23 protein-coding genes and 1 pseudogene are annotated in these 25,535 nt (G+C 65.5%); 7 read left to right on the top strand and 17 right to left on the bottom strand.

The window, feature by feature from the left end:
• Positions 1-490: 490 nt before the first annotated feature.
• The 6 genes from ubiA to recG form a co-directional block, all read right to left on the bottom strand.
• Complete coding sequence (ubiA, locus tag ACAD63_RS03245; RefSeq protein ID WP_133092381.1) at positions 491-1,348, bottom strand: 4-hydroxybenzoate octaprenyltransferase; 858 nt, start codon at positions 1,346-1,348, stop codon at positions 491-493.
• Between the two features lie 141 nt (positions 1,349-1,489).
• Positions 1,490-1,975, bottom strand: coding sequence for a Dps family protein (locus ACAD63_RS03240; RefSeq protein WP_010815054.1), 486 nt, complete (start codon positions 1,973-1,975; stop codon positions 1,490-1,492).
• A gap of 92 nt (positions 1,976-2,067) precedes the next feature.
• The gene (locus tag ACAD63_RS03235; protein WP_135705900.1) at positions 2,068-2,262 is read right to left on the bottom strand and encodes a hypothetical protein; all 195 of its coding nucleotides are present in this window, start codon (positions 2,260-2,262) and stop codon (positions 2,068-2,070) included.
• A gap of 45 nt (positions 2,263-2,307) precedes the next feature.
• The gene (locus ACAD63_RS03230) at positions 2,308-3,750 is read right to left on the bottom strand and encodes a catalase (protein WP_135705901.1); all 1,443 of its coding nucleotides are present in this window, start codon (positions 3,748-3,750) and stop codon (positions 2,308-2,310) included.
• Positions 3,751-4,152: 402 nt separating this feature from the next.
• Positions 4,153-5,103 carry a LysR substrate-binding domain-containing protein gene (locus tag ACAD63_RS03225; RefSeq protein ID WP_133092283.1) on the bottom strand — a complete coding sequence of 317 codons (951 nt, stop codon included), beginning with the start codon at positions 5,101-5,103 and terminating at the stop codon, positions 4,153-4,155.
• Between the two features lie 111 nt (positions 5,104-5,214).
• Positions 5,215-7,431 (bottom strand): ATP-dependent DNA helicase RecG, encoded by a 2,217-nt coding sequence (gene recG, locus ACAD63_RS03220; protein ID WP_195431945.1) that lies wholly within the window; start codon positions 7,429-7,431, stop codon positions 5,215-5,217.
• A 228-nt stretch (positions 7,432-7,659) separates the two neighbouring features.
• On the opposite strand from recG, the gene queA reads away from it, so the two are divergent.
• The 5 genes from queA (at position 7,660) to secF (ending at position 13,554) form a co-directional block, all read left to right on the top strand.
• Entirely contained in the window at positions 7,660-8,748 is a 1,089-nt protein-coding gene (gene queA / locus ACAD63_RS03215) for a tRNA preQ1(34) S-adenosylmethionine ribosyltransferase-isomerase QueA (protein WP_434033412.1), read from the top strand.
• Between the two features lie 14 nt (positions 8,749-8,762).
• Positions 8,763-9,893: a tRNA guanosine(34) transglycosylase Tgt gene (tgt, locus tag ACAD63_RS03210; RefSeq protein WP_133092286.1), complete on the top strand. Its 1,131-nt coding sequence runs from the start codon at positions 8,763-8,765 to the stop codon at positions 9,891-9,893.
• Between the two features lie 223 nt (positions 9,894-10,116).
• Positions 10,117-10,443: a preprotein translocase subunit YajC gene (gene yajC / locus ACAD63_RS03205; protein ID WP_133092287.1), complete on the top strand. Its 327-nt coding sequence runs from the start codon at positions 10,117-10,119 to the stop codon at positions 10,441-10,443.
• Between the two features lie 217 nt (positions 10,444-10,660).
• Complete coding sequence (gene secD, locus ACAD63_RS03200) at positions 10,661-12,532, top strand: protein translocase subunit SecD (protein WP_434033411.1); 1,872 nt, start codon at positions 10,661-10,663, stop codon at positions 12,530-12,532.
• A gap of 50 nt (positions 12,533-12,582) precedes the next feature.
• Complete coding sequence (gene secF / locus ACAD63_RS03195; protein ID WP_133092289.1) at positions 12,583-13,554, top strand: protein translocase subunit SecF; 972 nt, start codon at positions 12,583-12,585, stop codon at positions 13,552-13,554.
• A 71-nt stretch (positions 13,555-13,625) separates the two neighbouring features.
• Here secF and ACAD63_RS03190 read toward each other — a convergent pair whose 3' ends face one another.
• From ACAD63_RS03190 to purB, 8 genes are all read right to left on the bottom strand, one after another.
• Positions 13,626-14,633: a response regulator gene (locus ACAD63_RS03190; RefSeq protein ID WP_133092290.1), complete on the bottom strand. Its 1,008-nt coding sequence runs from the start codon at positions 14,631-14,633 to the stop codon at positions 13,626-13,628.
• Positions 14,630-15,763, bottom strand: coding sequence for a hybrid sensor histidine kinase/response regulator (locus ACAD63_RS03185; RefSeq protein WP_133092382.1), 1,134 nt, complete (start codon positions 15,761-15,763; stop codon positions 14,630-14,632). The genes ACAD63_RS03190 and ACAD63_RS03185 overlap by 4 nt, the downstream gene beginning before the upstream one ends.
• Positions 15,764-15,778: 15 nt before the next feature.
• A complete protein-coding gene (locus tag ACAD63_RS03180) occupies positions 15,779-17,110 on the bottom strand; it encodes a sensor histidine kinase (protein ID WP_133092291.1) in 1,332 nt (443 codons plus the stop codon).
• 22 nt (positions 17,111-17,132) lie between these two features.
• Positions 17,133-18,524, bottom strand: coding sequence for a class I SAM-dependent methyltransferase (locus ACAD63_RS03175; protein WP_133092292.1), 1,392 nt, complete (start codon positions 18,522-18,524; stop codon positions 17,133-17,135).
• Positions 18,525-18,911: 387 nt separating this feature from the next.
• Entirely contained in the window at positions 18,912-19,502 is a 591-nt protein-coding gene (locus tag ACAD63_RS03170) for a YceI family protein (protein ID WP_133092293.1), read from the bottom strand.
• A gap of 86 nt (positions 19,503-19,588) precedes the next feature.
• Positions 19,589-20,170, bottom strand: coding sequence for a YceI family protein (locus tag ACAD63_RS03165; protein WP_133092294.1), 582 nt, complete (start codon positions 20,168-20,170; stop codon positions 19,589-19,591).
• Positions 20,171-20,241: 71 nt separating this feature from the next.
• The gene (locus ACAD63_RS03160) at positions 20,242-20,796 is read right to left on the bottom strand and encodes a cytochrome b (protein WP_133092295.1); all 555 of its coding nucleotides are present in this window, start codon (positions 20,794-20,796) and stop codon (positions 20,242-20,244) included.
• Positions 20,797-21,085: 289 nt separating this feature from the next.
• A complete protein-coding gene (purB, locus tag ACAD63_RS03155) occupies positions 21,086-22,462 on the bottom strand; it encodes an adenylosuccinate lyase (protein WP_434033410.1) in 1,377 nt (458 codons plus the stop codon).
• A 366-nt stretch (positions 22,463-22,828) separates the two neighbouring features.
• On the opposite strand from purB, the gene ACAD63_RS03150 reads away from it, so the two are divergent.
• The gene (locus ACAD63_RS03150; RefSeq protein WP_434033409.1) at positions 22,829-23,443 is read left to right on the top strand and encodes a glutathione S-transferase family protein; all 615 of its coding nucleotides are present in this window, start codon (positions 22,829-22,831) and stop codon (positions 23,441-23,443) included.
• A gap of 67 nt (positions 23,444-23,510) precedes the next feature.
• Here ACAD63_RS03150 and mnmA read toward each other — a convergent pair whose 3' ends face one another.
• Genes mnmA through ACAD63_RS03135 form a run of 3 tightly spaced genes read right to left on the bottom strand, consistent with a single transcriptional unit; the run spans position 23,511 to position 25,391 of the window.
• Positions 23,511-24,563, bottom strand: coding sequence for a tRNA 2-thiouridine(34) synthase MnmA (gene mnmA, locus ACAD63_RS03145; RefSeq protein ID WP_135706307.1), 1,053 nt, complete (start codon positions 24,561-24,563; stop codon positions 23,511-23,513).
• 47 nt (positions 24,564-24,610) lie between these two features.
• Positions 24,611-25,102, bottom strand: coding sequence for an NUDIX hydrolase (locus ACAD63_RS03140; protein ID WP_133092298.1), 492 nt, complete (start codon positions 25,100-25,102; stop codon positions 24,611-24,613).
• Entirely contained in the window at positions 25,092-25,391 is a 300-nt protein-coding gene (locus ACAD63_RS03135; protein ID WP_135705905.1) for a hypothetical protein, read from the bottom strand. Before ACAD63_RS03135 ends, ACAD63_RS03140 begins: the two co-directional genes overlap by 11 nt.
• On the opposite strand from ACAD63_RS03135, the pseudogene ACAD63_RS03130 reads away from it, so the two are divergent.
• Positions 25,384-25,535: pseudogene (locus tag ACAD63_RS03130) on the top strand (NAD(P)(+) transhydrogenase (Re/Si-specific) subunit alpha); the annotation flags it as partial. The gene ACAD63_RS03135 and the pseudogene ACAD63_RS03130 overlap by 8 nt on opposite strands.

Below are 25,535 nucleotides of genomic sequence, written 5' to 3'. Positions count from 1 at the left end.
CGTTTCTTCTTCATCGGCATATCCATGGTCATTACCTCTCATGATATGCCTCGTACACAAAATTCCGGATAGGTCCGGATAGCGGCTACGTCGACCCACTATTGAACTATCCCCATGCCGGGCGTAGGCCGCCTGCTGCAGGCGTCAACACAGGAACGCCCGCAGCAGGGGCCACTCACAGCTCTGGGCTCGTTCAAACATCGCGTCAATCCAGAGCCACCGTGGCGCACCACGGCGTCAGGCAGTCCTGCCCCGCAACGAAGCAAAGCCCCGTACGAAAGCCCCGGCACACTACGTAAGAGTGGCCGCCCGCAGGGCCGTAACGCGCTTTTTGGTTACTTTTTGCCGCTCGGGCAAAAAGTGACCCGCCCAGGAGGGCGGAACCAGGCGGTTCAACGGCCGACAGCATGTCACAAGCAGCGATATGCGAGCACTAAAACAGCCGACAACATGTCATCAATAGCATGAGCCGTCGGCCATCAATCAAGAATCACACAATCAAATAAGCCAACGCCGTCCCAACAAAAACACACGCCCCCAGCCAATTGTTATGCCGAAAGGCAGCAAAACACCTCATCCGATCCCGCCCCCGGATCAGCGTGTAGTGATACCCCGCACAAACACCCGCCGCAGCCAGCCCAACCCAATACGGCCACCCAAGTCCCAGCATTAATCCTGCCAAAGCCATCAGCACCAGAAACGCCGCATAGCAAACCATAATCGCAAAGACATCAAAGCGACCAAACGTAATCGCCGAAGTCTTCATCCCGATCAGCAGATCATCATCCCGATCCACCATCGCATAAGCCGTGTCATAAGCCACCGCCCAAAACACATTGGCCAGCAACATCAGCCACGCCACCGGCGGCACCTGATCCTGGATCGCGGCAAACGCCATCGGAATGCCAAACCCGAATGCAATCCCGAGATAAGCCTGCGGAATCGCAAAGAACCGCTTGAAGAACGGATAAGTCCCCGCCACTACCGCCGCCACCACGGCGAGCCACTTGGTCAAGGCATTAAGCGGCAGCACCAGCGTAAACGCCACCAGCGCCAGCACCGCAGCAACAGCAAGCGCTTCCCAGGCGGCGATCTTGCCGGCAGTCAGCGGCCGCTCCTTGGTCCGCTTCACATGCCTGTCAAAATCCCGATCCGCCCAGTCATTGATCGCGCATCCCGCCGAGCGCATCAAAAACGTCCCTGCCACGAAGATCCAGAACAATCCCCACGACGGCGGCCCGCCGGCTGCCATCCACATGGCCCACAACGTCGGCCACAACAGCAGCAGCGTGCCGATCGGCTTGTCGATGCGCACCAGGCGCGCGTAGAGGGAAAGGCGTTCAAGCATGGGAGGAGGAGGCAATGGCGACAGGGACTGCACGGCGGGGATCCGGGAAGGAAGAGTCAATGAAAACGCGCCACAGCCCGGATGGCTGCAGCGCGCAATGCCGGCCGCCGCGTGGCCGCGGCCGGAAGTCGCTCAAAGGCGTCAGGCGAGCATCGCGCGCAGCATCCACGCGGTCTTCTCGTGCGTCTGCATGCGCTGGGTCAGCAGGTCGGCCGACGGCTCGTCGCCGGCGGCGTCGATCACCGGGAAGAGCGAGCGTGCGGTGCGCACCACGGCTTCCTGGCCTTCGACCAGCTTGCGGATCATCTCGGTCGCCTCGGGCACGCCCTCTTCTTCGGCGATCGACGACAGGCGGGCGTATTCCTTGTAGGTGCCCGGTGCCGGATAGCCCAGCGCGCGGATGCGCTCGGCGATCGAATCCACGGCCAGCGCCAGTTCGGTGTACTGCGTCTCGAACATCAGATGCAGCGTATTGAACATGGGCCCCGTCACGTTCCAGTGGAAGTTATGGGTCTTGAGGTAGAGGGTGTAGGTGTCTGCCAGCAGCTTGGACAGGCCTTCCGCGATCTTCTTGCGGTCCTTGTCGGAAATACCGATGTTCACGCTCATCTCATTCTTCTTTGCCATGGTAGGTACGCTCCGTTCTGGTAAAGCACGAGGAGCGCCGCCGGAATTGCTGAAAACACGGTTCCGGGCGGCGCGTTACCCGCATTATTGCATTAGCCGGCGATCCCGGACAAACCCCGGACTATCTCGATAAAGACCACCGCGGCGCCGATCAGGATCACGCCGACGCCGACTTCCTTGCGCCACAGCTTGTGGCGCAGCCGCGCGGCATCGGGGCGCTCGGGCTTGTCATGGCCGTCATGCCAAAGCTTGCGCCACTCGTCGATAAAGAACCGGATCATTGCCATGGTGGTTCTCCCAGGCGCGGCGGCCATGCCAGCCGCGCCAGACGGTTACTTCAGGTCAAGCGCGCGCTTCACGCCCTCGCCGTAGGCCGGATCGGCCTTGGTGAAGTGCTCGATCTGCTTGCGCGCGATCTCTTCCGGCACGCCCTGCATTGCCGCCGCGATATTGGCGAACAGACGCTGGCGCTGGCCCTCGTCGAACAACCGGAACAGCGCGCCGGGCTGGCTGTAGTAGTCCGTGTCGACGCGGTGGTCCCAGCGGTCGGCCGCGCCGTCGAGCGCGAGCGGCGGCTCGATCGCGCGTTCGCTGGCGCTGTAGGCGCTTTCGCGGTTCGGTTCGTAGTTCAGCTTGCCGCCCTGGTTTCCGTCCACGCGCATCGCACCGTCGCGGTGGAAGGTATTGTGGAACGGGCATTGCGGCGCATTCACGGGGATCTGGTGGTGGTTGATGCCGAGCCGGTAGCGCTGCGTGTCGCCGTACGAGAACAGGCGGCCTTGCAACATCTTGTCGGGCGAAAAGCCGATGCCCGGCACAATATTGGCGGGATTCATCGCCACCTGCTCGACCTCGGCAAAATAGTTGTCCGGGTTGCGGTTCAACTCCAGCACGCCTACGTCGATCAGCGGGTAGTCCTTGTGCGGCCAGACCTTGGTCAAATCGAACGGGTTGATGTGGTACCTGACCGCGTCCGCCTCCGGCATGATCTGCACGCGCAGGTTCCAGCGCGGGAAGTTGCCCTGCTCGATATTCCCGAACAGGTCGCGCTGCGCGCTCTCGCGGTCGTTCGCCACCACCTTGGCCGCCTCTTCATTGGTCCAGTTGGCAATGCCTTGCTGCGACTTGAAGTGGAACTTGACGTAGAAGCGCTCGTTGCTGGCGTTGATGAACGAATACGTATGCGAGCCGAAGCCGTGGATCTGCCGATAGTTCTGCGGCAGGCCCCGGTCGCTCATCAGGATGGTGACCTGGTGCAGCGATTCCGGATGGCGCGACCAGAAGTCCCACACCGCGATCGGGTCCCGCAGGTTGGTGCGCGGGTTGCGTTTCTGCGTGTGGATGAAGTCGGGAAACTTGAGCGGATCGCGCACGAAGAACACCGGCGTGTTGTTGCCCACCACGTCCCAGTTGCCTTCATCGGTATAGAACTTGACCGAGAACCCGCGCACGTCGCGCTCGGCATCGGCCGCGCCACGCTCGCCGGCGACGGTCGAAAAGCGGATAAACAGCGGCGTTTCCTTGCCGATTTCGGCGAAGATCGAGGCCTTGGTGTATTTCGTGATGTCGTGCGTGACCCGGAACGTGCCGTAGGCACCGGAGCCCTTGGCATGCACGCGGCGCTCCGGAATGACTTCACGGTCGAAGTGGGCCAGTTTTTCGAGGAACCAGACGTCCTGCAGCAGCATCGGGCCGCGCGGGCCGGCGGTCTGCGAGTTCTGGTTGTCGGCAACGGGTGCGCCGGCTGCCGTGGTGAGAGTGTCCTTCTTGCTCATCTATTCCTCTTGTTGTGGGTGGGCTGGAAGAGAATTCCGCCTCAGTTGGCGGCGGCGTAGCAGGCAAGGCAATCGAGCAGGTAGCGCCCCATGCGGAGAGAGAACGGGCGCTTGATCGTTGTGCCGGAAATGGACTGGGCACTGGTGCTCATGATCGGCTCCTTGCCTGGTTCGATGCCAGTCGGCATGGTAGAAGGCAGTCTACAAACAAACTATTACGCTGAGAATTTAATTATTTATACCTATGTATTAGGTCAAATCTATTCGACTTGCCGCGGTTTCATGCCGGCGCAAAGTGATGGAGCGAAGGCAGGCTCCGAAAATGCCGTACTGCGGGGACAGAAAAACAAAGGCCGCAACGGACAGCCCGTTGCGGCCTCTGGCTTGCGTCTGGTTGGAGGATCAGGCGGCTTCCGCGAGCTCCTTGGCATCGAGCTTGCGCACGCCGGGCAGCTCGCAGGCGGCCACGGCATTGGCCAGTGCTTCCATCGCCGGCAGGCGGGTGAAGCTCTTGCGCCAGGCCAGCACCACGCGGCGGTCAGGCACCGGATCGGCGAACGGCACGTACGACAGCATGTCGCCCTTGGCCTTCAGGTCGGGTACCGAGGTACGCGGCAGCACGGTAATGCCGACGCCGCTGGCCACCATATGCCGGATGGTTTCCAGCGAGGAGCCTTCGAACGTCTTCTGGATGCCATCCGCGGCCTGCGAGAAGCGCGACAGCTCCGGGCACACGCCCAGTACATGGTCGCGGAAGCAGTGGCCGCTGCCCAGCAGCAGCATGGTCTGCCGCTTCAGCTCGTCCGGGTCGATCGCGCGCGCCTCGGCGAGCTGGTGGCCGCGCGGCACGGCGACCACGAAGGGCTCGTCGTACAGCGGACGCACCGTCAGGCCGGAATCGGGGAACGGCTCGGCCATTACCGCGCAATCGATCTCGCCCTGCTTGAGCAGCTCGATCAGCTTGTGCGTGTAGTTCTCCTGCAGCATCAGCGGCATCTGCGGCACGGTCCCGATCATCTGCTTGACCAGCGATGGCAGCAGGTATGGCCCGATGGTGTAGATCACGCCCACGCGCAGCGGCCCGGCCAGCGGGTCCTTGCCCTGCTTGGCGATCTCGCGGATGGCCATGGTCTGCTCGAGCACGCGCTGGGCCTGCGCCACGATCTGCTCGCCGATGTTGGTCACCGACACCTCGGAGGTGCCGCGCTCAAAGATCTGCACGTTGAGTTCGTCTTCCAGCTTCTTGATGGCCACCGACAGCGTCGGTTGCGACACGAAGCAGGCTTCGGCGGCCCGGCCGAAATGGCGCTCGCGCGCCACGGCGACGATGTACTTCAGTTCAGTGAGCGTCATGACTTATCAATTCCGGGTAGGCGATAGATTTTACCTTCGATTCCGGGATCTGTCAGAGCGCCCCCGGGATTTGTGCGGCATGCGTACGATGCGGCACAAGCACCGGCGCAATCAGGCCTTCAGGTAGTGTTCGCGCCCGCCGAGCCAGCGCGACAGGTGTGCTTCCACCGCTTCGGGGAACTGTGCCAGCATCAGCTCGGCCGCTTCCTGCGCGTACTCCACCAGCCACGCGTCGGTCTGCAGGTCGGCGAAGCGCAGCATGGCCTCGCCCGACTGGCGCGCACCGAGGAACTCGCCCGGGCCGCGGATTTCCAGGTCGCGGCGCGCGATCTCGAAACCGTCGGTGGTCTCGCGCATGGTCGCCAGCCGCTCGCGCGCGGTCGGCGACAGCGGCGCCTGGTACATCAGCAGGCACACCGATTCGGCGCTGCCCCGCCCTACGCGGCCGCGCAGCTGGTGCAGTTGCGCCAGGCCAAAGCGCTCGGCGTGCTCGATCACCATCAGCGAGGCGTTGGGCACGTCCACGCCCACCTCGATCACCGTGGTGGCGACCAGCACCTGCATGCGGTTGGCGCTGAAGTCATCCATCACCGAGGCCTTTTCGGCAGGCGGCAGACGGCCGTGCACCAGCCCGACGCGCAGGTCGGGCAGCGCGGCCACCAGCGTTTCATAGGTCTCGACCGCGGTCTGCAGCTGCAGCGCCTCGCTTTCCTCGATCAGCGGACAAACCCAGTAGACCTGGCGGCCTTCTGCAGCGGCGTGATGGATGCGCGCGATCACTTCGTCGCGCCGCTCGTCGTTGACCAGGCGCGTGACGATCGGCGTGCGGCCCGGCGGCAGTTCGTCGATCACGGATACGTCCAGGTCCGCGTAATACGTCATGGCGAGCGTGCGCGGGATCGGCGTGGCCGACATCATCAGCTGGTGCGGCACGGTGTCGGTCGCCGGCACATCGGGCGCCGGCACATCGGTCGCCGGCACATCGGTCGCGCCCGCCTTGCCGCGCAAGGCCAGGCGCTGCGCCACGCCAAAGCGGTGCTGTTCGTCGACCACCGACAGGCCCAGCTTCGCGAAGCGCACCGTGTCCTGGATCAGCGCATGGGTGCCGATCACCAGTTGCGCCTCGCCCGACTCCACGCGTGCCGCGGCCACGCGCTTGTCGCGCGCCTTCAGGCTGCCGGCCAGCCAGACCACCGGCACGCCGAGCGGCTCCAGCCAGGCCGACAGCTTGCGGAAGTGCTGCTCGGCCAGGATTTCGGTCGGCGCCATCAGCGCGGCCTGGTAGCCGGCGTCGATCGCCTGGCACGCCGCCAGCGCGGCGACGATGGTCTTGCCGCTGCCCACATCGCCCTGCAGCAGCCGATGCATCGGGTGCGGGCGCGCCATGTCGGCGGCGATCTCGGCCACCACGCGTTCCTGCGCGCCGGTCAGCCGGAACGGCAGCGCCGCCAGGAAGCGCGTCAGCAGGCCGCCTTCGCGGCGCGGCATGGTCGGCGCGGTCTTCTCGCGCCGCGCCGCGTGCGCGCGCCGCAGCGAGATCTGCTGCGCCAGCAGTTCGTCGAACTTGATGCGCTGCCAGGCCGGATGCGTGCGGTCGGCCAGCGCCGCTTCGCTTTCTTCAGGAGGCGGCGCATGCAGCAGGCGCAGGCAGTCGGCCAGCGGGCGCAGGTGCAGGCGCGCCAGCGGACCCTGCAGCACCGGGCGCGGCAGCGTCTCCGGCATCGGCGTGCGCGACAGCGCGCCGCCGATGGCCTTGCGCAGGTAGGCCTGCGCGATGCCCGCGGTGGACGGATACACCGGCGTCAGCCGGTCCGGCAGCGCTTCGCCCTCCACCACCGGCCGCACCGTCGGATGGACCATCTCGGCACCAAAAAAGCCGCCGCGGATCTCGCCGCGCACGCGCAGCCGCACGCCTTCGGCCATCTGCTTGGTCTGGCTGCCGTAGAAGTTGAGGAAGCGCAGCGTCAGCTCGCCGGACGCGTCGGCAATCTTGACCACCAGCTGGCGGCGCGGACGGAACGTGACTTCGTTGGAGATGACCTCGCCTTCCACCTGCGCCGGCTGGCCGAGCCCCGCGCGGCGGATCGCATCGGCGATCGGCGCCAGCGTGGTCTCGTCCTCGTAGCGCATCGGCAGGTGCAGCACCAGGTCGACCGGGCGGCGCAGGCCGAGCTTGGCGAGGCGCGCTGCCGCCGACGAGGTGGCGGACGAGGTGGTGGACGATGCGGGCTTGCCCTTGCCCTCCCCCGCCTTGCCACGCGCGGGTGCGGCCGCCTCCTTGGCGGCATCGGCGGACAGGTCGTTCGTTTCGGTGGCGGTTCCGGGCATCGGCAGCGAAGACAGGCGGCAGGGACGGCTGGGGCAGCGGGCATGGGCAGGAACGCCGGCAAATAGCCGAAATAGCCGGTATCACGCCCGGCCCGGCGGCAAGCACGCCCGTGGCCTTACAATATCGGATTCGCCGATTGTACCCATGCCGGCCGCCACTACGGGCGGCGAGTGCCGCTTTGTGCCTCGCTTTCCGACCCGTCGCGGGCCCCGCGCGCCGTTTCCACGATGTTGACGCTTTCCGATTTCGATTTTCCGCTGCCGCCAGAACTGATCGCCCAGAGCGCGCTGCCCGACCGCAGCGCCAGCCGGCTGCTGGTGGTGGAACGGCTCGCGCCCGCCGACACCGCCGATGCGGTGCGCCTGGTCGACCGCGCCTTCAGCGACATCGTCGACTACCTGCGCCGCGAAGACCTGCTGGTCTTCAACGACACGCGCGTGATCAAGGCACGCTTCTTCGGCCACAAGCCCAGCGGCGGCAAGGTCGAGGTGCTGGTCGAGCGCGTGCTGGACTCGCATACCGTGCTGGCCCAGGTGCGCGCCTCGAAGACGCCCGGCGAGGGCAGCGCTCTGCACCTGGCCCAAGACGCCTTCACGGTGACGATCGGACCACGCGTGGACCAGTTCTTCACGCTACGCTTCCCCGAGCCGGCGCTGGACCTGATCGAGCGCTACGGCCGCCTGCCGCTGCCGCCGTATATCACGCACGACCCCGACGCCTACGACGAGACCCGCTACCAGACCGTCTACGCGCGCAATCCTGGCGCCGTGGCGGCGCCGACCGCGGGCCTGCACTTCGACGACGCACTGTTCGCGCGGCTGGATGCCGCCGGCGTGCGCCGCGCCTTCCTGACGCTGCACGTGGGTGCCGGCACCTTCCAGCCGGTGCGCACCGAGAACCTGGCCGAGCACAAGATGCATTCGGAGTGGTATGCCGTCTCCGAGGAACTGGCCCAGGCCGTGCGCGAGACGCGCGCCCGCGGCGGCCGCGTGATCGCGGTCGGCACCACTTCGCTGCGCGCGCTGGAATCGGCGGCGCAGCCTGATGGAACGCTCACCGCCGGCAGCGGCGACACCGATATCTTCATCACCCCGGGCTACCGTTTCCGGCTGGTCGATGCCCTGATCACCAACTTCCACCTGCCCAAGTCGACGCTGCTGATGCTGGTGTCGGCGCTGGCCGGCGTGGAAGCCATCCGCGCCACTTACCGCCATGCGGTCGAGCAGCGCTACCGCTTCTTCAGCTATGGCGACGCCATGCTGCTGACCCGCCGGAATGATGCCGATACCGCGGAACCCGCAGAAACCGCGGCCTGAACCCTGACATAAGCATGCTCAACTTCGAACTCATCACCACCGACGGCAACGCCCGCCGCGGCCGCGTCACGCTGAACCACGGCGTGGTCGAGACCCCGATCTTCATGCCGGTGGGCACCTATGGCTCGGTCAAGGCCATGTCGCCGCTGGAACTGAACGAGATCGGCGCGCACATCATCCTGGGCAATACCTTCCACCTGTGGCTGCGCCCGGGGCTGGACGTGGTCAACGCCCATGGCGGCCTGCACAAGTTTATCGGCTGGGATAAGCCGATCCTGACCGATTCCGGCGGTTTCCAGGTGTTTTCGCTGGGCGATCTGCGCAAGATCACCGAGGATGGCGTCACCTTCGCGTCGCCGGTCAATGGCGACAAGCTCTTCCTTTCGCCCGAGATCTCGATGCAGATCCAGCGCACGCTGAACTCGGACATCGTGATGCAGTTCGACGAGTGCACGCCGTACGAGATCGACGGCCGCCCCGCCACGCACGAGGAAGCGGCCAAGTCGATGCGCATGAGCCTGCGCTGGGCCAAGCGCTCCCTCGACGAGTTCGAGCGGCTGGAGAACCCCAATGCGCTGTTCGGCATCGTCCAGGGCGGCATGTACGAGGACCTGCGCGATGAATCGCTGGCGGGCCTGTCCGAGCTGGACTTCCACGGCTTCGCCATCGGCGGCCTGTCGGTGGGCGAGCCCAAGGAAGACATGATGCGCGTGCTCGAGCACGTGGCACCGCGCCTGCCGGCCAACAAGCCACACTACCTGATGGGCGTGGGCACGCCCGAGGACCTGGTCGCTGGCGTGGCCGCCGGGGTCGACATGTTCGACTGCGTGATGCCGACCCGCAATGCGCGCAACGGCTGGCTCTTCACCCGCTACGGCGACGTCAAGATCAAGAACGCCGCGCACCGCAACGACCCGCGCCCGCTCGACGAAAGCTGCGCCTGCTACACCTGCCGCAACTTCTCGCGCGCCTACCTGCACCACCTGCACCGGGTCGGCGAAATCCTGGGCGCGCGCCTGAATACCATCCACAACCTGCACTACTACCTGCAGCTGATGCGCGAGGTGCGCGAGTCGATCGAGCATCACCGCTTCGCCGACTTCCGCCGCCAGTTTGCGTCTGACCGCGCCCGCGGCACGCAGTGAAATCCGTGCAGCGGCGCGAACTTTCGTGCCGCTGCCGGTCGAATACCGGGGTTGCCCGGAGACGACATCCGGCATCCCGCGCTGTGCTCGCCGGCATCAGCCGCGAGTCGCCCCGAAGGCACCCCGAAGAAACCCGTATTCCGCCCTAGAATGCCAAAGGCGGGCGGAATGCGAATGGTAGAATGATCGATTACTTGACTGACTTTTGTGACGGAGAATCAACGTGCTGATTTCTAACGCATATGCCCAGACCGCCGGTGCCGGCGGCGCGGCTGGCGGCCTGATGAGCTTCCTGCCCATCATCCTGATGTTTGCGGTGCTGTGGTTCATCATGATCCGCCCGCAAATGAAGCGCCAGAAAGAAGCGAAGGCAATGCTCGAAGCGCTGGCCAAGAACGACGAAGTCGTCACCGCCGGCGGTATCCTGGGCCGCGTGACCAAGGTCACCGACCAGTACGTCAGCCTGGAAATCTCGGAAGGCACCGAGATTACCGTGCAGAAGAATGCCGTGACCGCGGTGCTGCCGAAGGGTTCGCTGAAGGCGCTCTGATCCGCCGATCGCCCCGATCGACTAAGCGACTCCCGCCTTTGTCTTTTCCGGCATGCCCGTTCGCGCATGCCCCGGCAGCCGCCTGATCCAGCCCGCCGGAGCCTCGTGGCTCCGTTCCGTGGCTGCCAGGCGGCTGTTTGCCAAACCGGTTCGGCCCCGCCGACGTGGCGCGCCACGCCTGCGCCGGCCCCGCCAACCGCTGAATGACTGGCCCGAGATGAATCGTTATCCGCTTTGGAAATACCTCGTGATCCTGGTGGCGCTGACCATCGGCATCCTCTATACCCTGCCGAACTTCTTCGGCGAGGCACCCGCCGTGCAGGTGTCTTCGGGCAAGGCCACGGTCAAGGTCGACCTGTCGATGCAGAAGCAGGTCGAAGAGATCCTGGCGCAGAACCAGCTGCAGCCTGACGGCGTGTTCTTCGACATTTCCGGCCAGTCCGGCTCGGTCAAGGCGCGTTTCCGCACCACCGACGAGCAGCTCAAGGCCAAGGACATGCTGTCGCGCACGCTCAACCCGGACGCCGCCGATCCTACCTATGTGGTCGCGCTGAACCTGCTGTCGGGCTCGCCGCGCTGGCTGACCTCGCTGCACGCGCTGCCGATGTACCTGGGCCTGGACCTGCGCGGCGGCGTGCACTTCCTGCTGCAGGTCGACATGAAGGGCGCCGTCGACAAGAAGCTCGACAGCCTGGCCGGCGACGCGCGCACGCTGCTGCGCGACAAGAACATGCGCCACGGCGGCATCGACCGCGACGGCGAACGCCTGACGGTGCGCTTCAACAACGCCGACGAAGGCAACCGCGCACGTGCCCTGCTGGCCGACAACCTGCGCGAAGTGGCCTTCGCCATGGACGGCAACAACGTCGTCGGCACCTTCACCGAAGTGGCCCGCAAGGCCGTGCAGGATGCCGCGGTCAAGCAGAACATCACCACGCTGCACAACCGCGTTAACGAACTCGGCGTGGCCGAGCCGGTGATCCAGCAACAAGGCGCCGACCGCATCGTGGTGCAGCTGCCGGGCGTGCAGGACACCGCCAAGGCCAAGGACATCATCGGCCGCACCGCCACGCTGGAAGCGCGCCTGGTCGACAACGACGCGCCGCGCAGCCCGCGCCCGGGCGACCCGGTCCCGTTCGGCAGCGAGCTGTTCACGCAAGGCAACGGCGCCCCGGTGGTGCTGAAGAAGCAGGTCATCTTCTCCGGCGACCGCATCGAAAGCGCCTCCGCCGGCTTCGACCAGAACCAGCAGCCTTCGGTCAACATCAAGCTCGACGCCCAGGGCGGCCGCGTGCTGCGCGACGTCTCGCGCGAGAACCTGAAGAAGCCGATGGCGATCGTGCTGTTCGAAAAGGGCAAGGGCGAAGTGCTGACGGTGGCGACGATCCAGTCCGAACTGGGTTCTAGCTTCCAGATCACCGGCTCCTACTCCACCGAAGCCGCCAACGACCTGGCGCTGCTGCTGCGCGCCGGCTCGCTGGCCGCGCCGATGGAGATCATCGAAGAACGCACCATCGGCCCGTCGCTGGGTGCCGACAACATCCAGAAGGGTTTTGACTCGGTCGCCTACGGCTTTGCCGCCATCGGCGTGTTCATGATCCTGTACTACATGCTGTTCGGCGTGTTCTCGGTGGTGGCGCTGGGCGTGAACCTGCTGCTGCTGATTGCGGTGCTGTCGATGCTGCAGGCCACGCTGACGCTGCCGGGCATCGCCGCTATCGCGCTGGTGCTGGGCATGGCCATCGACGCCAACGTGCTGATCAACGAGCGCATCCGCGAGGAACTGCGCGCCGGCGCGTCGCCGCAGATGGCCATCGCGGTCGGCTTCGACCGCGCCTGGGCCACCATCCTGGATTCGAACGTGACCACGCTGATCGCCGGCCTGGCGCTGCTGGCCTTCGGTTCGGGCCCGGTGCGCGGCTTTGCCGTGGTGCACTGCCTGGGCATCCTGACCTCGATGTTCTCGGCGGTGTTCTTCAACCGCGGCCTGGTCAACCTCTGGTACGGCCGCAAGAAGAAGCTGCAGAGCGTGGCCATCGGCCAGATCTGGAAGCCGGGCAACGCCTCTGACACCCCGGTCGCCAAGTAAGCGGCCAGGACAGTCGATCAGCAAACTAGCAGTACAGAACAGGATTCAACATGGAATTCTTCCGCATCCGGCGCGACATTCCGTTCATGAAGCACGCGTTGATCTTCAACGTGATCTCCTTCGTGACGTTTGCCGCGGCCGTGTTCTTCCTCTGGCAAAAAGGCTTGCACCTGTCGATCGAATTCACCGGCGGCACGGTGATGGAGGTCAGCTACCAGCAGGCGGCCGACCTGGAAAAGATCCGCGGCCAGGTAAGCAAGCTGGGCTATACCGACGTGCAGGTGCAGAACTTCGGCACCTCGCGCGACGTGATGATCCGCCTGCCGCTGCAGAAGGGCCCGGACGGCAAGCCCGCCACCTCGGCCCAGCAGAGCGAGCAGGTGATGGGCGCGCTGACCGCGGCGTCGCCTGACGTCAAGCTGCAGCGCGTCGAGTTCGTCGGCCCGCAGGTCGGCAAGGAGCTGGCCACCGACGGACTGCTGGCGCTGCTGTTCGTGGTGGCCGGCATCGTGATCTACCTGTCGTTCCGCTTCGAATGGAAATTCGCGGTGGCCGGCATCATCGCCAATCTGCACGATATCGTCATCATCCTGGGCTTCTTCGCCTTCTTCCAGTGGGAGTTCTCGCTGTCGGTACTGGCGGCGATCCTGGCGGTGCTGGGCTACTCGGTAAACGAGTCGGTGGTGATCTTCGACCGGATCCGCGAGGCCTTCCGCAAGTACCGCAAGATGACCACGCATGAGGTCATCGACCACGCGATCACGAGCACGATGTCGCGGACCATCATCACCCACGGCTCGACCGAAATGATGGTGCTGTCGATGTTCTTCTTCGGCGGCCCGACCCTGCACTACTTCGCGCTGGCGCTGACGGTGGGTATCCTGTTCGGTATCTATTCGTCGGTGTTCGTGGCCGCGGCGCTGGCGATGTGGCTGGGCGTGAAGCGCGAGGACCTGGTCAAGACCGACAGGAAAGGCGAGTCGACCGACCGCAACGATCCGAACTTCGGTGCGCAGGCCTGACGCCCTGCAGCCCTGGTAAAAAAAATGGCGCCCTGCGGGGCGCCATTTTTATTGGAGCAGATACAGACGGATCAAACCGGTTCCGAAAATCGCTCGATCCACGCCGCCAGCCGGTCAGCCGCGAAGGTCTCGGTGCGCGGCGCTGTCCGGCACAGGATAGTGTCGCCATCGCGCGCGAACTGCACCGCGCCGCCAACCTCGTCAAGCCACAGCAGGCTCGCCAGCCAGGCCGCATGATGCGGCGATACCGGCGTACCTACCGGCTGCGCCAGGAACTCCGCCAGCGTGGCCGGCGTGGTCCACACCACCGAGTCGCCATCGCGGCGCACCACGTCGCTGCCGAGCGTGTCGGCAATGACCGCGACCGCATCGGCCGCGCCCTTGCCCGCGTTGGCGCTGCGCAGCGCCGCCAGGCGCGTGGCCACTGCATGGCCGAAGGTGCCGCTGCGCTCGGCCTCGGCACGCACGAGGTCGGCATAATCCATGCGCTGCCAGTCCGGGTCGGCATTGCGTGCGCCGGCCAGGTCGACCGCCGCCAGGTAGGTCTCCACCGGCTGGAAACGGCCCGGGCCGATCAGGCTCGCGCACAGCGCATGCAGCATGCCGATGCGGGTGGCCACGGTCTGCGTCTGCAGCACCGCCAGCTTCTCTCGCACCAGCTGGTCGCGCTCCTTGCGCAGGCCGGACAGCTCCAGCGCCTGCTTCAGCTCCATGCGCAGCGCGGTGATGTCCCACGGCTTCTTGATATAGCGGTGGATCTGCCCCTGGTTGACCGCCTCGACGGTCTGGTCCAGCTCGGAATAAGCCGTGGTCAGGATGCGCACGATGTGCGGATAGCGCTCGCGCGCATAGCGCAGCAGCTCGTTGCCGTATTCACCGGGCATGCGCTGGTCCGACACCAGCACCGCCAGGCTGTCGGCGTGCGCGTCCAGCAGAGCCTTGCCCTCTTCCACCGAACCGCCGGTCACCACCGGTGCCAGCGCCCCGATGGCGCGCTGGAAATACTTGACGGCGGTAGCTTCGTCATCGACGAACAGAATCGCCGGGGGTGGTGCCTGGGTGGCATTCGGTTCGCTCATCGGTCACTCCTAATCATTCGATTCTTGAAACTTGGAAAGTCCAGCGTCACGGTCGTGCCGGCGCCGGACGCGGATGCGATCCGGATGCCGCCGCCAAAGGACTGCATGACGCGGTTGCAGAAAATCATGCCCAGGCCGCTGCCGCCGGCGCTGGCGTGGGTGGTCACGGGATCGACCAGCAGGCGCTCCATCACCTCGGGCGGGATGCCGGGTCCGTTGTCGCTGATATGGATTTCCTGGTGCGGCTGGGCCATCACCACGAAGCGCAGCGCCGGCGACGGCGTGCCGGCAAGCGCGCGCAGCGCGTTGCTCATCACCGAGGACAGCACCAGCGCCACGCAGTTGGGCAGCGTCTGCACCGGGAAATCGCCGTGCATCTCGACCTGCACCCACTGGCGCTGGTCGCCGGAAAACGGATAGGTATCGAGCAGCGACGCCACCAGCGCACCCGCGCTGACCTCGGCACCGGGCTCGGGCCGCGCCGCCTTGCTGCCGGCACTGCTGCGCACCGACTGCAGGAACGACGACAGCACCGCCAGGCAATATTGCGCGTTGTCATGCATGGCGCTGGCGGCCTGGCCGATCTCGCCCTGGCGCTGCTCGCTGTACTCGCCCGCGACCCGGCTTTCGATGCCGCGCGCGAAGTTGGCGATCGCCGCCAGCGGCGTGTTCAGTTCGTGCGCCAGGAAGGCCAGGGTCTCGTCGATCGCCATCAGCCGGTGCTGGCGCAGCGCGCGTTCGCGGTGGCGCTCGCCGGCCAGGCGCAGCACTTCGCGCACCTGCGCCACGCTCAGCGGCTTCTCCAGGATGCGGAACACCTCGCCGCTGTTGACCGTCTGCAGCAGCATGTCCTTGTCGGCATACGCCGTCACCAGGATGCGCACGATCTGCGGGTACAGTTGCGCCACTTCGCGCAGCAGCTCGCCGCCATCGCGGCCGGGCATGCGAAAGTCGGTTACCAGGACGGCAATGCGCGCGCCATCCGTGGCGAGCGTGGCGATTGCCTCCTCGGCACTGGCGGCCAGGAGTACCTCATACTCCGAGCCCACCGCGCGCGCGAAATACTTGCGCGCCATGTCTTCGTCGTCGACGTAAAGCAGGGTCGGCCGCGCTTGCTGCACCTCGGTCATGGTACTCATGACGGCTTACTCCGCACGCGGCAGGTCGAAGCTGAACGCGGCCCACTGCCCCAGCTCGCTCTCGGCGAAGAGCTGGCCGCCATGGCGCTCGATCACCGCGTAGCTGATCGACAGCCCCAGCCCCAGGCCCTGCCCCACGTCGCGCGTGGTGAAGAAGGGCTCGAACACGCGCGCCAGGTTTTCCTCGGCGATGCCGGGGCCATTGTCGCGCACCGTGACGTGGAGCCGGCCGTCGGCCCAGCGCACCGTGGTATGGATCGCCGGCGCGGCCGTGCCGGCCTTGCGCATGGCCAGCGCGGCGTTGGAGAACAGGTTGATCAGCACGCCGATGACCGCGGCCTCGTCGCCCAGCACCAGCGTGTCGGCCGGCAGCTCGCGCGTCACCTTGACGCCGCGCAGCTCGTGCGCGGTCAGGCGGATCGAGGAATCCAGCGCCTTCTCGAACAGGAACGGCGTGCCCTCCACCTCCGCACCCGGCTTGCGGTAGGCGAAGGTCTTCAGGTCGGACACGATATGCTGGATGCGCTGCATGCCCTGCTTGGCATCGACCAGGCATTCGGTCAGCGACTCGCTCTCCTTGGCCTGCGGCTCTTCCATCGCCACCTCGATCGCCATCAGGCAGAAGTTGACCGGGTTGTTGACCTCGTGCAGCAGCCCGGCCGCCAGCGTACCGATCGCGGCCATCTTTTCCTGCTGCAGCATCTGGCCCTTGATGTCGACCAGCTTGCGGTTGATGACTTCCAGCTCGGCGTTGGTCTCGGCCACCTCCGCCTTCAGCCGGAACAGCATGAAACGCGCGCGCTCGTTGAAGAAGGTATAGACGCCGCTGGCGGCGGCCGCGAATAGCAGGAACAGCGAGTTGACGATAAACGTCCCCATCGGCTCGATGCCCCCTGCGTGGAACAGGCACGCCAGCACGTACAGCAGGTAGGAAAGCAGACCGAAGACCAGGTTCTGCCACAGCCCGAACGGCAGCGCGATGCCCGAGGCGAAGATCGCCAGGTTCAGGCCGACGTAGTAAGGCGACTGCACGCCTTCGGTCTGCGAGATCATCCACGCGATCATGATCTGCGGCAGCAGCAGCCAGGTCAGCGTCAGCCACGGCGCAAACCGGCGCCCGATCGCGCTGTACAGCATCACCACCACGCCCGCGATCAGCAGCGACACCACCACGCGCGCCACTGCGAACGCCAGCTGTTGCTGCGGATACTGGCCGTAGTCAAGCCCGACGCCGAGCAGGACCAGCACGATCGCGGTATAGGCGCCGCCGCGGCTGAACGCCAGGCGGAAGTCGGCCAGTTCGGACTGGTAACCGGCGTAGAGTTGGTTGGTGCTCATGGGGTGGTCCGCGCGGACAGCCTCATTCAATGGTGGCTTCGGCAAAGACGTTGACGCCGGTGGCGTCGACGTAGATGCGGTGCGAGTGCGAATTCTCCGGCAGCAGCTGCGCCATGCCGGCGTCGTCGCGGTAGATCAGGTACCACTCCAGCAGGTGCTCCATGCCGAATTTCTCTGGATTGTTGGCATGCACGTTGGTGACCAGCACCTGGCCGGCCGCACGCGAACGCGAGGCGAAATACGCCAGCAGCCGCGTGCAGACCTTGTCCGACAGGTAATCGAACAGCCCCGCGCAGTAGACCGCGTCGAACTCCCGGGCACTGATATCGTCAGGCGAGATGCGGCGCTTGAGCAGATCGTGCACCGACTGATGCACCATCTCCACCGACACCTTGCGCCCGGCGCCAGAGGCCGCCCGCTCGATCGAACTGCGCGTGTATTCCAGCGTCTCTTCACTGAAGTCGACCAGCTGGAACGACAGCAGCTCGGGATTGGGATACTCCCGCACGAAGCGCTGGATCTCGAAGGCTGGCCCGCAACCCACGTTGAGCACGCGGAACGGGCGGCCGGCGGCGCGCGCGCGCTCGGCCTGGCGCGTCAGGAAATCCACCAGCAGGTCGATGCGGTTGCGGTGCGCGGTCGCCACCGCCGCCTTCAGGAAGGCGGTGTTGACGATCTGGAAGTAAGTGGTCGGGCCCTGCTGCGGATCGCTCAGGATCTGGTTGACCATCTCGTAGTCGCCGGCGTAGCCGAGCGGCTTGGTGAAGGTCCGGTACACGAACGGCGCGCGCAGCAGCAGCGGGTGCAGCGCCGACTGGGCATAGGTGCGGTGCACCGGCGCGATTTCCGGGTCCACGCGCTCGGCCTCGCCCTCGAGCCAGTCAAGGTAGGTCTTGGTCTTGACCATGATCGGCGTGGCCAGCTCGTAGAACACGTCCTCGCGCAGCTTGCCGTCCTTCTTCGGCAGCGATTCGGTCAGGTCGACCTGCTCGACCCAGCGCGATACTTCGGACAGGAAGGCGCGCATCTCATTGACCACGATCTGGTAGTCGCGCCGGATATTGAAGCGCGTATCCCAGTCCTGCACGAACAGCTCGGCTTCGCGTGCCACCGACTTGGGCTCGTTGTTCAGGTCGGTCAGCTCGCGCCACTCGTCGATCAGCGTCAGCGATACCACCGCGGTCAGGCCGGTATTCACCAGGCTCATCACCACGGCCTTGCCCAGGTAGGCATTCTTGGCGCCCATGCGGACACTGAGCTCGCTCAGCACCTCGCTGACCTGCACGATCGAATACGGATTGTAGATTTCCATCACCAGAGACTTTCTCTGGAGATTGATGATCGTGCCCCGCACCTGCTCGCCCTGCGAGTTGCGGAAACTAACTACCGGATCGATTTGCGTTTTGGAATACACGGTATTGCGCCAGGGAAATCCGAGAAACGCTGCGGGCCATACTGCCTGGGCGGAACGGCCGGGTACAGCAGGAGGGGCGAGGGAATCGCGGGGAAGGCTACCGGTATCGGGATGTGCAGCGAATGCTCATAGGGATGCGCTATAGCCTGTTGGGAGGGTGGCGGTCCCGCCCTGTGCGGGAGAGCACCGACAAGCCCGGATCGTGTGGAATTGCCGCGGCCCATTGTACTGTGGCAATTGCGGCGCGTACAACCAAGTGCCTTTCCGTCCCCTCTTGCGGCGGGATCGGCTACAGGATACCCAAAACCATGAAAAAAGGCCGGCGATCGCCGGCCTTTTGTCGCTTCATGTGAGCGGCCCCTGCGGAGCCAGCCCATGGGCGCGCTCTTACTCGGCGCGCACGCCTTCCACCTGGATGGCGAGCTTGACTTCGGGCTTGAAGCCCATCTTCACGCCGTAGTCCAGGCCGAAATCGGCGCGGTTGAACTCGCCCACGGCGTCGGCGCCGCAGGCTTCGCGCTTGAGCATCGGGTGCTGGATGCACTTGAACTCGCGGATTTCCAGCTTGACCGGCTTGGACACGCCGCGCAGCGTCAGCACGCCGTCGACTTCGGTCGGCACGTCGCCCTTGAACTTGCTGAACTTGCCCTTGTAGGTCGCCTCGGGGAAGGCTTCCACGTTGAACATGTCCGGGCCCTTGGCGTGCTGGTTCAGCTTGGCATTGCCGAAATCGATCGAAGACGGATCGATCTTGACCTCGACGGTACCGGCCTTGGCGGCACGATCCAGCGTGACGGTGCCGCTGGACTTGTCGAACTTGCCGCGCCACGTCGACAGGCCGCCCAGGTGGTCGGCCTCGAAGCTCGGGTAGGTATGGGTCGGATCGAGGTTGTACGTCACGGTATTGGCCGAAGCCACGCCGAAAGCGGCGGTTGCGGAAATGGCCGCGACGGCGGCAACGACGGAACGCAGTTTCATGGGATCTCCCGACAAAATCAGGTTAAACAGGTTAAGCGGAACGTTCTTGGTTATTAACGTCCTGGTACGTCAGCGGATTGCCGGCCTTACTTCCTGGCCTGCACGATACGGAACTTGATCTGGACATCGTCGGCCACCACCGACGTGTCCTTCCACTCGCCGTCGCCGATATTGAAGACGGTGCGCTTGATCGGCAGCGCGCCCTCGAACACCTGGCTGGCGCCTTCCTGGCGGTAGGTGGCCGGCACCACCACGTCGACGGTCTTGCCCTTGATGGTCAGCTTGCCGGCGACGTCGTACTTGCCCGGCGTGCCGTTCTTGATGCTGGTGGACTGGAACACGGCCTTGGGGTATTTGGCCGCGTCGAACCAGTCCTTGCCCTTCACTTCCTTGGTGGTCTCGGCATCGCCGATCTCGAAGCTGGCGACGTCGATCTCGACCTTGGCCGACGAGGTGGCCAGCTTGGCGGGATCGAAACTGACCTGCGCGTCGAACTTCCTGAACTTGCCTTCCATCGGCACGCCGATCTGGCGCGCCACGGCGGTCACCGAGCTCTTGGCCGCGTCGACCTGGGCCCAGGCCAGGTTGGCGGCGATGCCGGCGGCGGCCAGCACGGCTGCCACGGTGGCGTTGAGGGCCAGCGAGCCGCGGCGGGAATGGCGATTCATCTTCAATGACTCCTGTCAGGTTCGGGGTTCGGCGCAAGGCGCCGCGGTAACGGTAATGTCAGCGCAGAAGTTCAGCGCAAGAACGGCAGCATCCGGCCCAGCGTGCCGTCGCGGTCGACGAACTGGTGCTTCACCGCCGCCGCCGCATGGACAACGACCACGGCGGCCATCAGATAGTTCAGCCAGGCATGCGCAAACTTGAGCACTTCCTTCAGTTCGTCGTTCTTCTCGATCAGCACCGGCATCTTCCACAGGCCGAGGTAGACCACCGGCACGCCAGCCGCCAAGCTGTAGAGATAGCCGCTGATGGGAACGATCACGATCAGCAGGTACAGCAGGTGATGCGCGCCGGCTGCGGCCCTGGCCTGCCACGCCGGCGTGCCCGGCGCGACCGGCGGCGCCGCGTGCGTGGCGCGCCACAGCACGCGCAGCAGCGCCACGGCAAAGATCGTCACGCCCAGCCACTTGTGCCACGAATACAGCTTCAGCTTGGTCGGCGTCAGCCCCGGGATGCCGGTCATGTACAGGCCGAGCCCGAACGCGCCGAAGATCGCCAGGGCGACGATCCAGTGCAGCGCGATGGCGGTGGCACCGTAGCCGGCCGGGGCATTGGCGGTAGAACGCATCTGTTTCCTCTCGCCCGTGGTCATGGGCATTTCACAAATTTGGGGACGCACCCAGCAATTGGATCCGCCGGGCCGCTGAAGATTCTCGCATTATTGCGGCGGGAAGTGCGCCCATGCAGGACAGTCCTTCATTAAGTTATTCAAATGCTTTGAAGTGTCATTCTGCCGCATACGCCACAACGCCGCAGGCGGCCGGCCAGTTGGCGCAACCCGTTGCCACAAAAACAAAAAAGCCATCCTGCGGATGGCTTTTTCGGCTATGCCGACCCAGCGGCCGGCAGATGTGCCTTTAGATGCGCTCGGCCAGCGAAACCGCCTTGCCGATGTAGCTGCCCGGCGTCATGTCGAGCAGCAGCTTCTTGGCATCGTCCGGGATGGCCAGGCCGTTGATGAAGGTCTGCAGCGCCTCGCGCGAGATGCTCTTGCCGCGGGTCAGCTCCTTGAGCTGCTCGTACGGGTTGGGCACGCCGAAGCGGCGCATCACGGTCTGTACCGGCTCGGCCAGCACTTCCCAGCAATTGTCGAGGTCTTCGTCCAGGCGCTCGGGGTTGGTTTCCAGCTTGCCCAGGCCGCGCAGGCAGGCCTCGTAGGCCAGCAGGCTGTAGCCGAAGGCCACGCCGATGTTGCGCAGTACGGTCGAATCGGTCAGGTCGCGCTGCCAGCGCGACACCGGCAGCTTTTCCGACAGGTGGCGCAGCACCGCGTTGGCCAGGCCGACGTTGCCTTCCGAGTTCTCGAAATCGATCGGGTTGACCTTGTGCGGCATGGTCGACGAGCCGATTTCGCCGGCCTTCGTCTTCTGCTTGAAGTAGCCCAGCGAGATATAGCCCCAGATGTCGCGGTTCAGGTCGAGCAGGATGGTGTTGGCGCGGGCGACCGCGTCGAACAGCTCGGCCATGTAGTCGTGCGGCTCGATCTGGATGGTGTACGGGTTGAAGGCGAGGCCCAGGCGGGTCTCGATCACCTGCTTCGAGAACGCTTCCCAGTCGAATGCCGGATACGCCGACAGGTGCGCGTTGTAGTTGCCCACCGCGCCGTTCATCTTGCCCAGCAGCTCGACCTGCTCGATGCGCTGGATCGCGCGCGCCAGGCGCGCGGCCACGTTGGCCATTTCCTTGCCCAGCGTGGTCGGGCTGGCCGGCTGGCCGTGGGTGCGCGACAGCATCGGCTGGGTGGCATTGAGCCTGGCCAGCTCCACCAGGCGGGCGTGCACGCGCTTGAGCGCCGGCACGATGACACCGTCGCGGGCGCCCTTGAGCATCATGCCGTGCGAGGTGTTGTTGATGTCTTCCGAGGTGCAGGCGAAGTGGATGAACTCGCTGGCCGCTTCCAGTTCGGCATTGCCCTTGACCTGCTCCTTGAGCCAGTACTCGACGGCCTTCACGTCATGGTTGGTGACGGCTTCGATTTCCTTGATGCGGGCGGCATCGGCTTCGGAGAACTTGTCCACCAGCGCCAGCAGCGCGGCTTCGGAGGCGGCGGAGAACTTCGGCATGTCGGGCAGGCCGGTCTGGGCCAGCGCGATCAGCCAGTGCACCTCGACCTTGACGCGGTTGCGCATGAAGGCCGCCTCGGACAGCCATTCGCGCAGCGCGTCGGCCTTGGCGGCGTAGCGGCCATCGATCGGGGAAAGAGCGGTGAGCGGCGAAAGCGAAGAGGTGGTCATGCTGGAAACCGGGGAAAGGAAGGAAATAGGGGACGTACGGTGCGCGCCGCGGGGGCTGGCGCGAAATCAGCGTCGGATCGGCGGAGGCGCCTGAAGCGCCGGCAACAAGGGCGAAGCGCCCGATGCGCCGCACCGGCACCCGGCGCTGCGCAACGCGGGATTTTACCACCCCTGCCCCGGCTCCGGGGCAGCGGTCCAGTGCGCCCGCGGGGCATCGGTGCGCGACCCCGCATTCGTCCGGTACCGCAGGTATACTCGCGCACGCCGTTCCAGTAGCCTGTTATGAAGTGCATCGGGCAGCAGCGCACCCCGGCGCCGTTGCCACGCGGCAGGCGATGCACTTCATAACAAGCTCAAGGGGAGAACATGAAGCTGTATGCGTCCCATACCAGTCCCTACGCGCGCAAGGTGCGCGTGGTGATGGCGGAAAAGAAGATCGACTACCAGCTGGTTGAAGAGGACGTCTGGTCGCCGGAATCGAAGATCGTCCAGTACAACCCGCTGGGTAAGGTGCCTTGCCTGGTGATGGAAGACGGCAGTGCCATCTACGATTCGCGCGTGATCGTCGAGTATGTCGACACGCTGACGCCGGTCAGCCGGATGATCCCGCAGGGCGGGCGCGAGCGGCTGGAAGTGCGCTGCTGGGAAGCGCTGGCCGACGGCCTGCTCGACGCGGCCCTGCTGGCTCGCCTGGAAGTGACGCAGCGCGAGCCGCACGAGCGCAGCGAGCGCTGGGTCAAGCGCCAGCTCGGCAAGATCGACACGGCGCTGGCCGCCATGGCCCAGGGCCTGGCCGACCGCCCGTTCTGCACCGGCACGCACTATTCGCTGGCCGACGTCGCGGTAGGCTGCGCGCTGTCCTACCTGGATTTCCGCTTCCCCGACATCGCCTGGCGCGAGCGCCATCCCAATCTGGCGGCGCTGGAAGAAAGGCTGTCGAAGCGGCAGTCGTTCATCGATACCGCGCCGCCGCGCGGCTGAAACCCGCCTGCCTCAATAAAAAACACCCGCACGCAGTGGGTGTTTTTTATTCGGCCGACGGCAGCGCCTACTGGATGATGCCGCCGCCCAGGCACACCTCGCCGTCATACAGCACCGCCGACTGCCCCGGCGTGACGGCCCATTGCGCCTCGGCAAACCCCAGCTGCAGCGTGTCGCCGTCCGCCGCCTGCACGGTGCAGGCGGCATCGCTCTGGCGATAGCGGGTCTTGGCCGCCATCGCCGCGCCCGCCGCCGGTGCCTCGCCCGCCACCCACGACAAGTCCGACGCGGTCAGCACCGGCGTCAGCAGCCACGGGTGGTCGTGGCCCTGCACCACGTACAGCGTGTTATTCGCCATATCCTTGCGTGCCACGTACCAGGCATCGCCGTTGCCGTCGCGGCTGCCGCCCAGGCCAATGCCCTTGCGCTGGCCCAGCGTATAGAACGCCAGCCCGATATGCTCGCCCACGACCTTGCCCTCGGGCGTCTTCATCGGGCCCGGTTTGGTCGGCAGGTAGCGGTTCAGGAAATCGCGGAACGGCCGCTCGCCGATAAAGCAGATGCCCGTCGAGTCCTTCTTTTTCGCGTTCGGCAGGCCGATCTCGGCGGCGATCTCGCGCACGCGGGTCTTGGGGATCTCGCCCAGCGGGAACAGCGTGCGCGACAGCTGCGCCTGGTTCAGCCGGTGCAGGAAATAGCTCTGGTCCTTGGTGTGGTCGAGTGCCTTGAGCAGCTCGAAGCGCCCTGCCGCGTTCTGGCGCACGCGCGCGTAGTGGCCGGTGGCGATGGTCTCGGCGCCGAGCGTCATCGCATGGTCGAGGAAGGCCTTGAACTTGATCTCGGCATTGCACAGCACATCGGGGTTGGGCGTGCGGCCGGCCGAGTACTCGCGCAGGAAATCGGCAAAGACGCGGTCCTTGTACTCGGCGGCAAAGTTGACCGCCTCGACGTCGACGCCGATCAGGTCGGCCACCGACACCACGTCCAGCCAGTCCTGGCGCGTGGAGCAGTACTCGCTGTCGTCATCGTCTTCCCAGTTCTTCATGAACAGGCCGATGACCTCGTAGCCCTGCTGCTTGAGCAGCCACGCGGTCACTGACGAATCGACCCCGCCCGACATGCCCACGACCACGCGCTTCCCGTTCGCGCTTCCGTTGCCGTTCGCGCTCACAGCTGTGCTCCCATGGACAACGCCGAAGGGTGCGTGTACAGCGCGTCCAGCGCGAAGCGCTTGCCGGCCAGGTAGTCGTCGATGCAGGCCATCACCAGCGGCGAGCGGTGGCGTTCCGGGCAGGCGCGGATCTCGTCGGCGCTCATCCACACGGTGCGGACGATACCGGTGTCGAGCTGTCGGCCGGCGTCGAGCGAGCCCAGGTCGCCGGTAAAGGCAAAGCGCACGTATGTGACATCCGTACCGGTGCGCGACGACAGCGAGCGGCCCATGTAGCAGCCGAGCAACGCGCGCGGCTCGAAGGTGTGCGCGGTTTCTTCCAGGGTTTCGCGGATGACGGCGCGGATCAGGCTCTCGCCCGGATCCAGGTGGCCGGCCGGCTGGTTCAGGCGCAGCCCGTCCGCAGTTTCCTCTTCGACCAGCAGGAAACGTCCGCCACGCTCGATCACGGCGGCAACGGTCACGCTGGCATTCCAATCACGTGGCATGATGCTCAATTTTTAGGCAATCTCGCATTCTACCGGTTGCCGGGCCATCGTGCAGCGCCATGGGCTTGCCGGCCGCCCAGCGCTGCGTAACTGTTCGGAACTGTCCGGAAATCCGGCACCGCAGTGCAGCAATAACCGACCGCGCGGTCACACCATAGCGCGTCAGATTGCTGTAAGCTGCGAAAAAATTGTGCGCTGCGGCCAAACCGGCACGGCGAGCAACGGGCCAGACGTCGGTCCGACCAACCAGATTACGACGCCAGCTAAAGGAGAAATCGACGATGTACATCGGCATCCCGCAGGAGACGCGGGCAGGCGAAACTCGCGTCGCCGCCACCCCCGAGACGGTCAAGAAATACGTCGCCCAGGGCCACAAGGTGGTCGTGCAGGCCGGCGCCGGCGTTCGCGCCAGCCAGCCCGACGGCGCGTATGA

It is taken from the genome of Cupriavidus sp. a3, assembly GCF_051015765.1.
GTDB lineage: Bacteria > Pseudomonadota > Gammaproteobacteria > Burkholderiales > Burkholderiaceae > Cupriavidus > Cupriavidus oxalaticus_A.
This window is presented reverse-complemented; position numbering and strand designations above follow the sequence as displayed.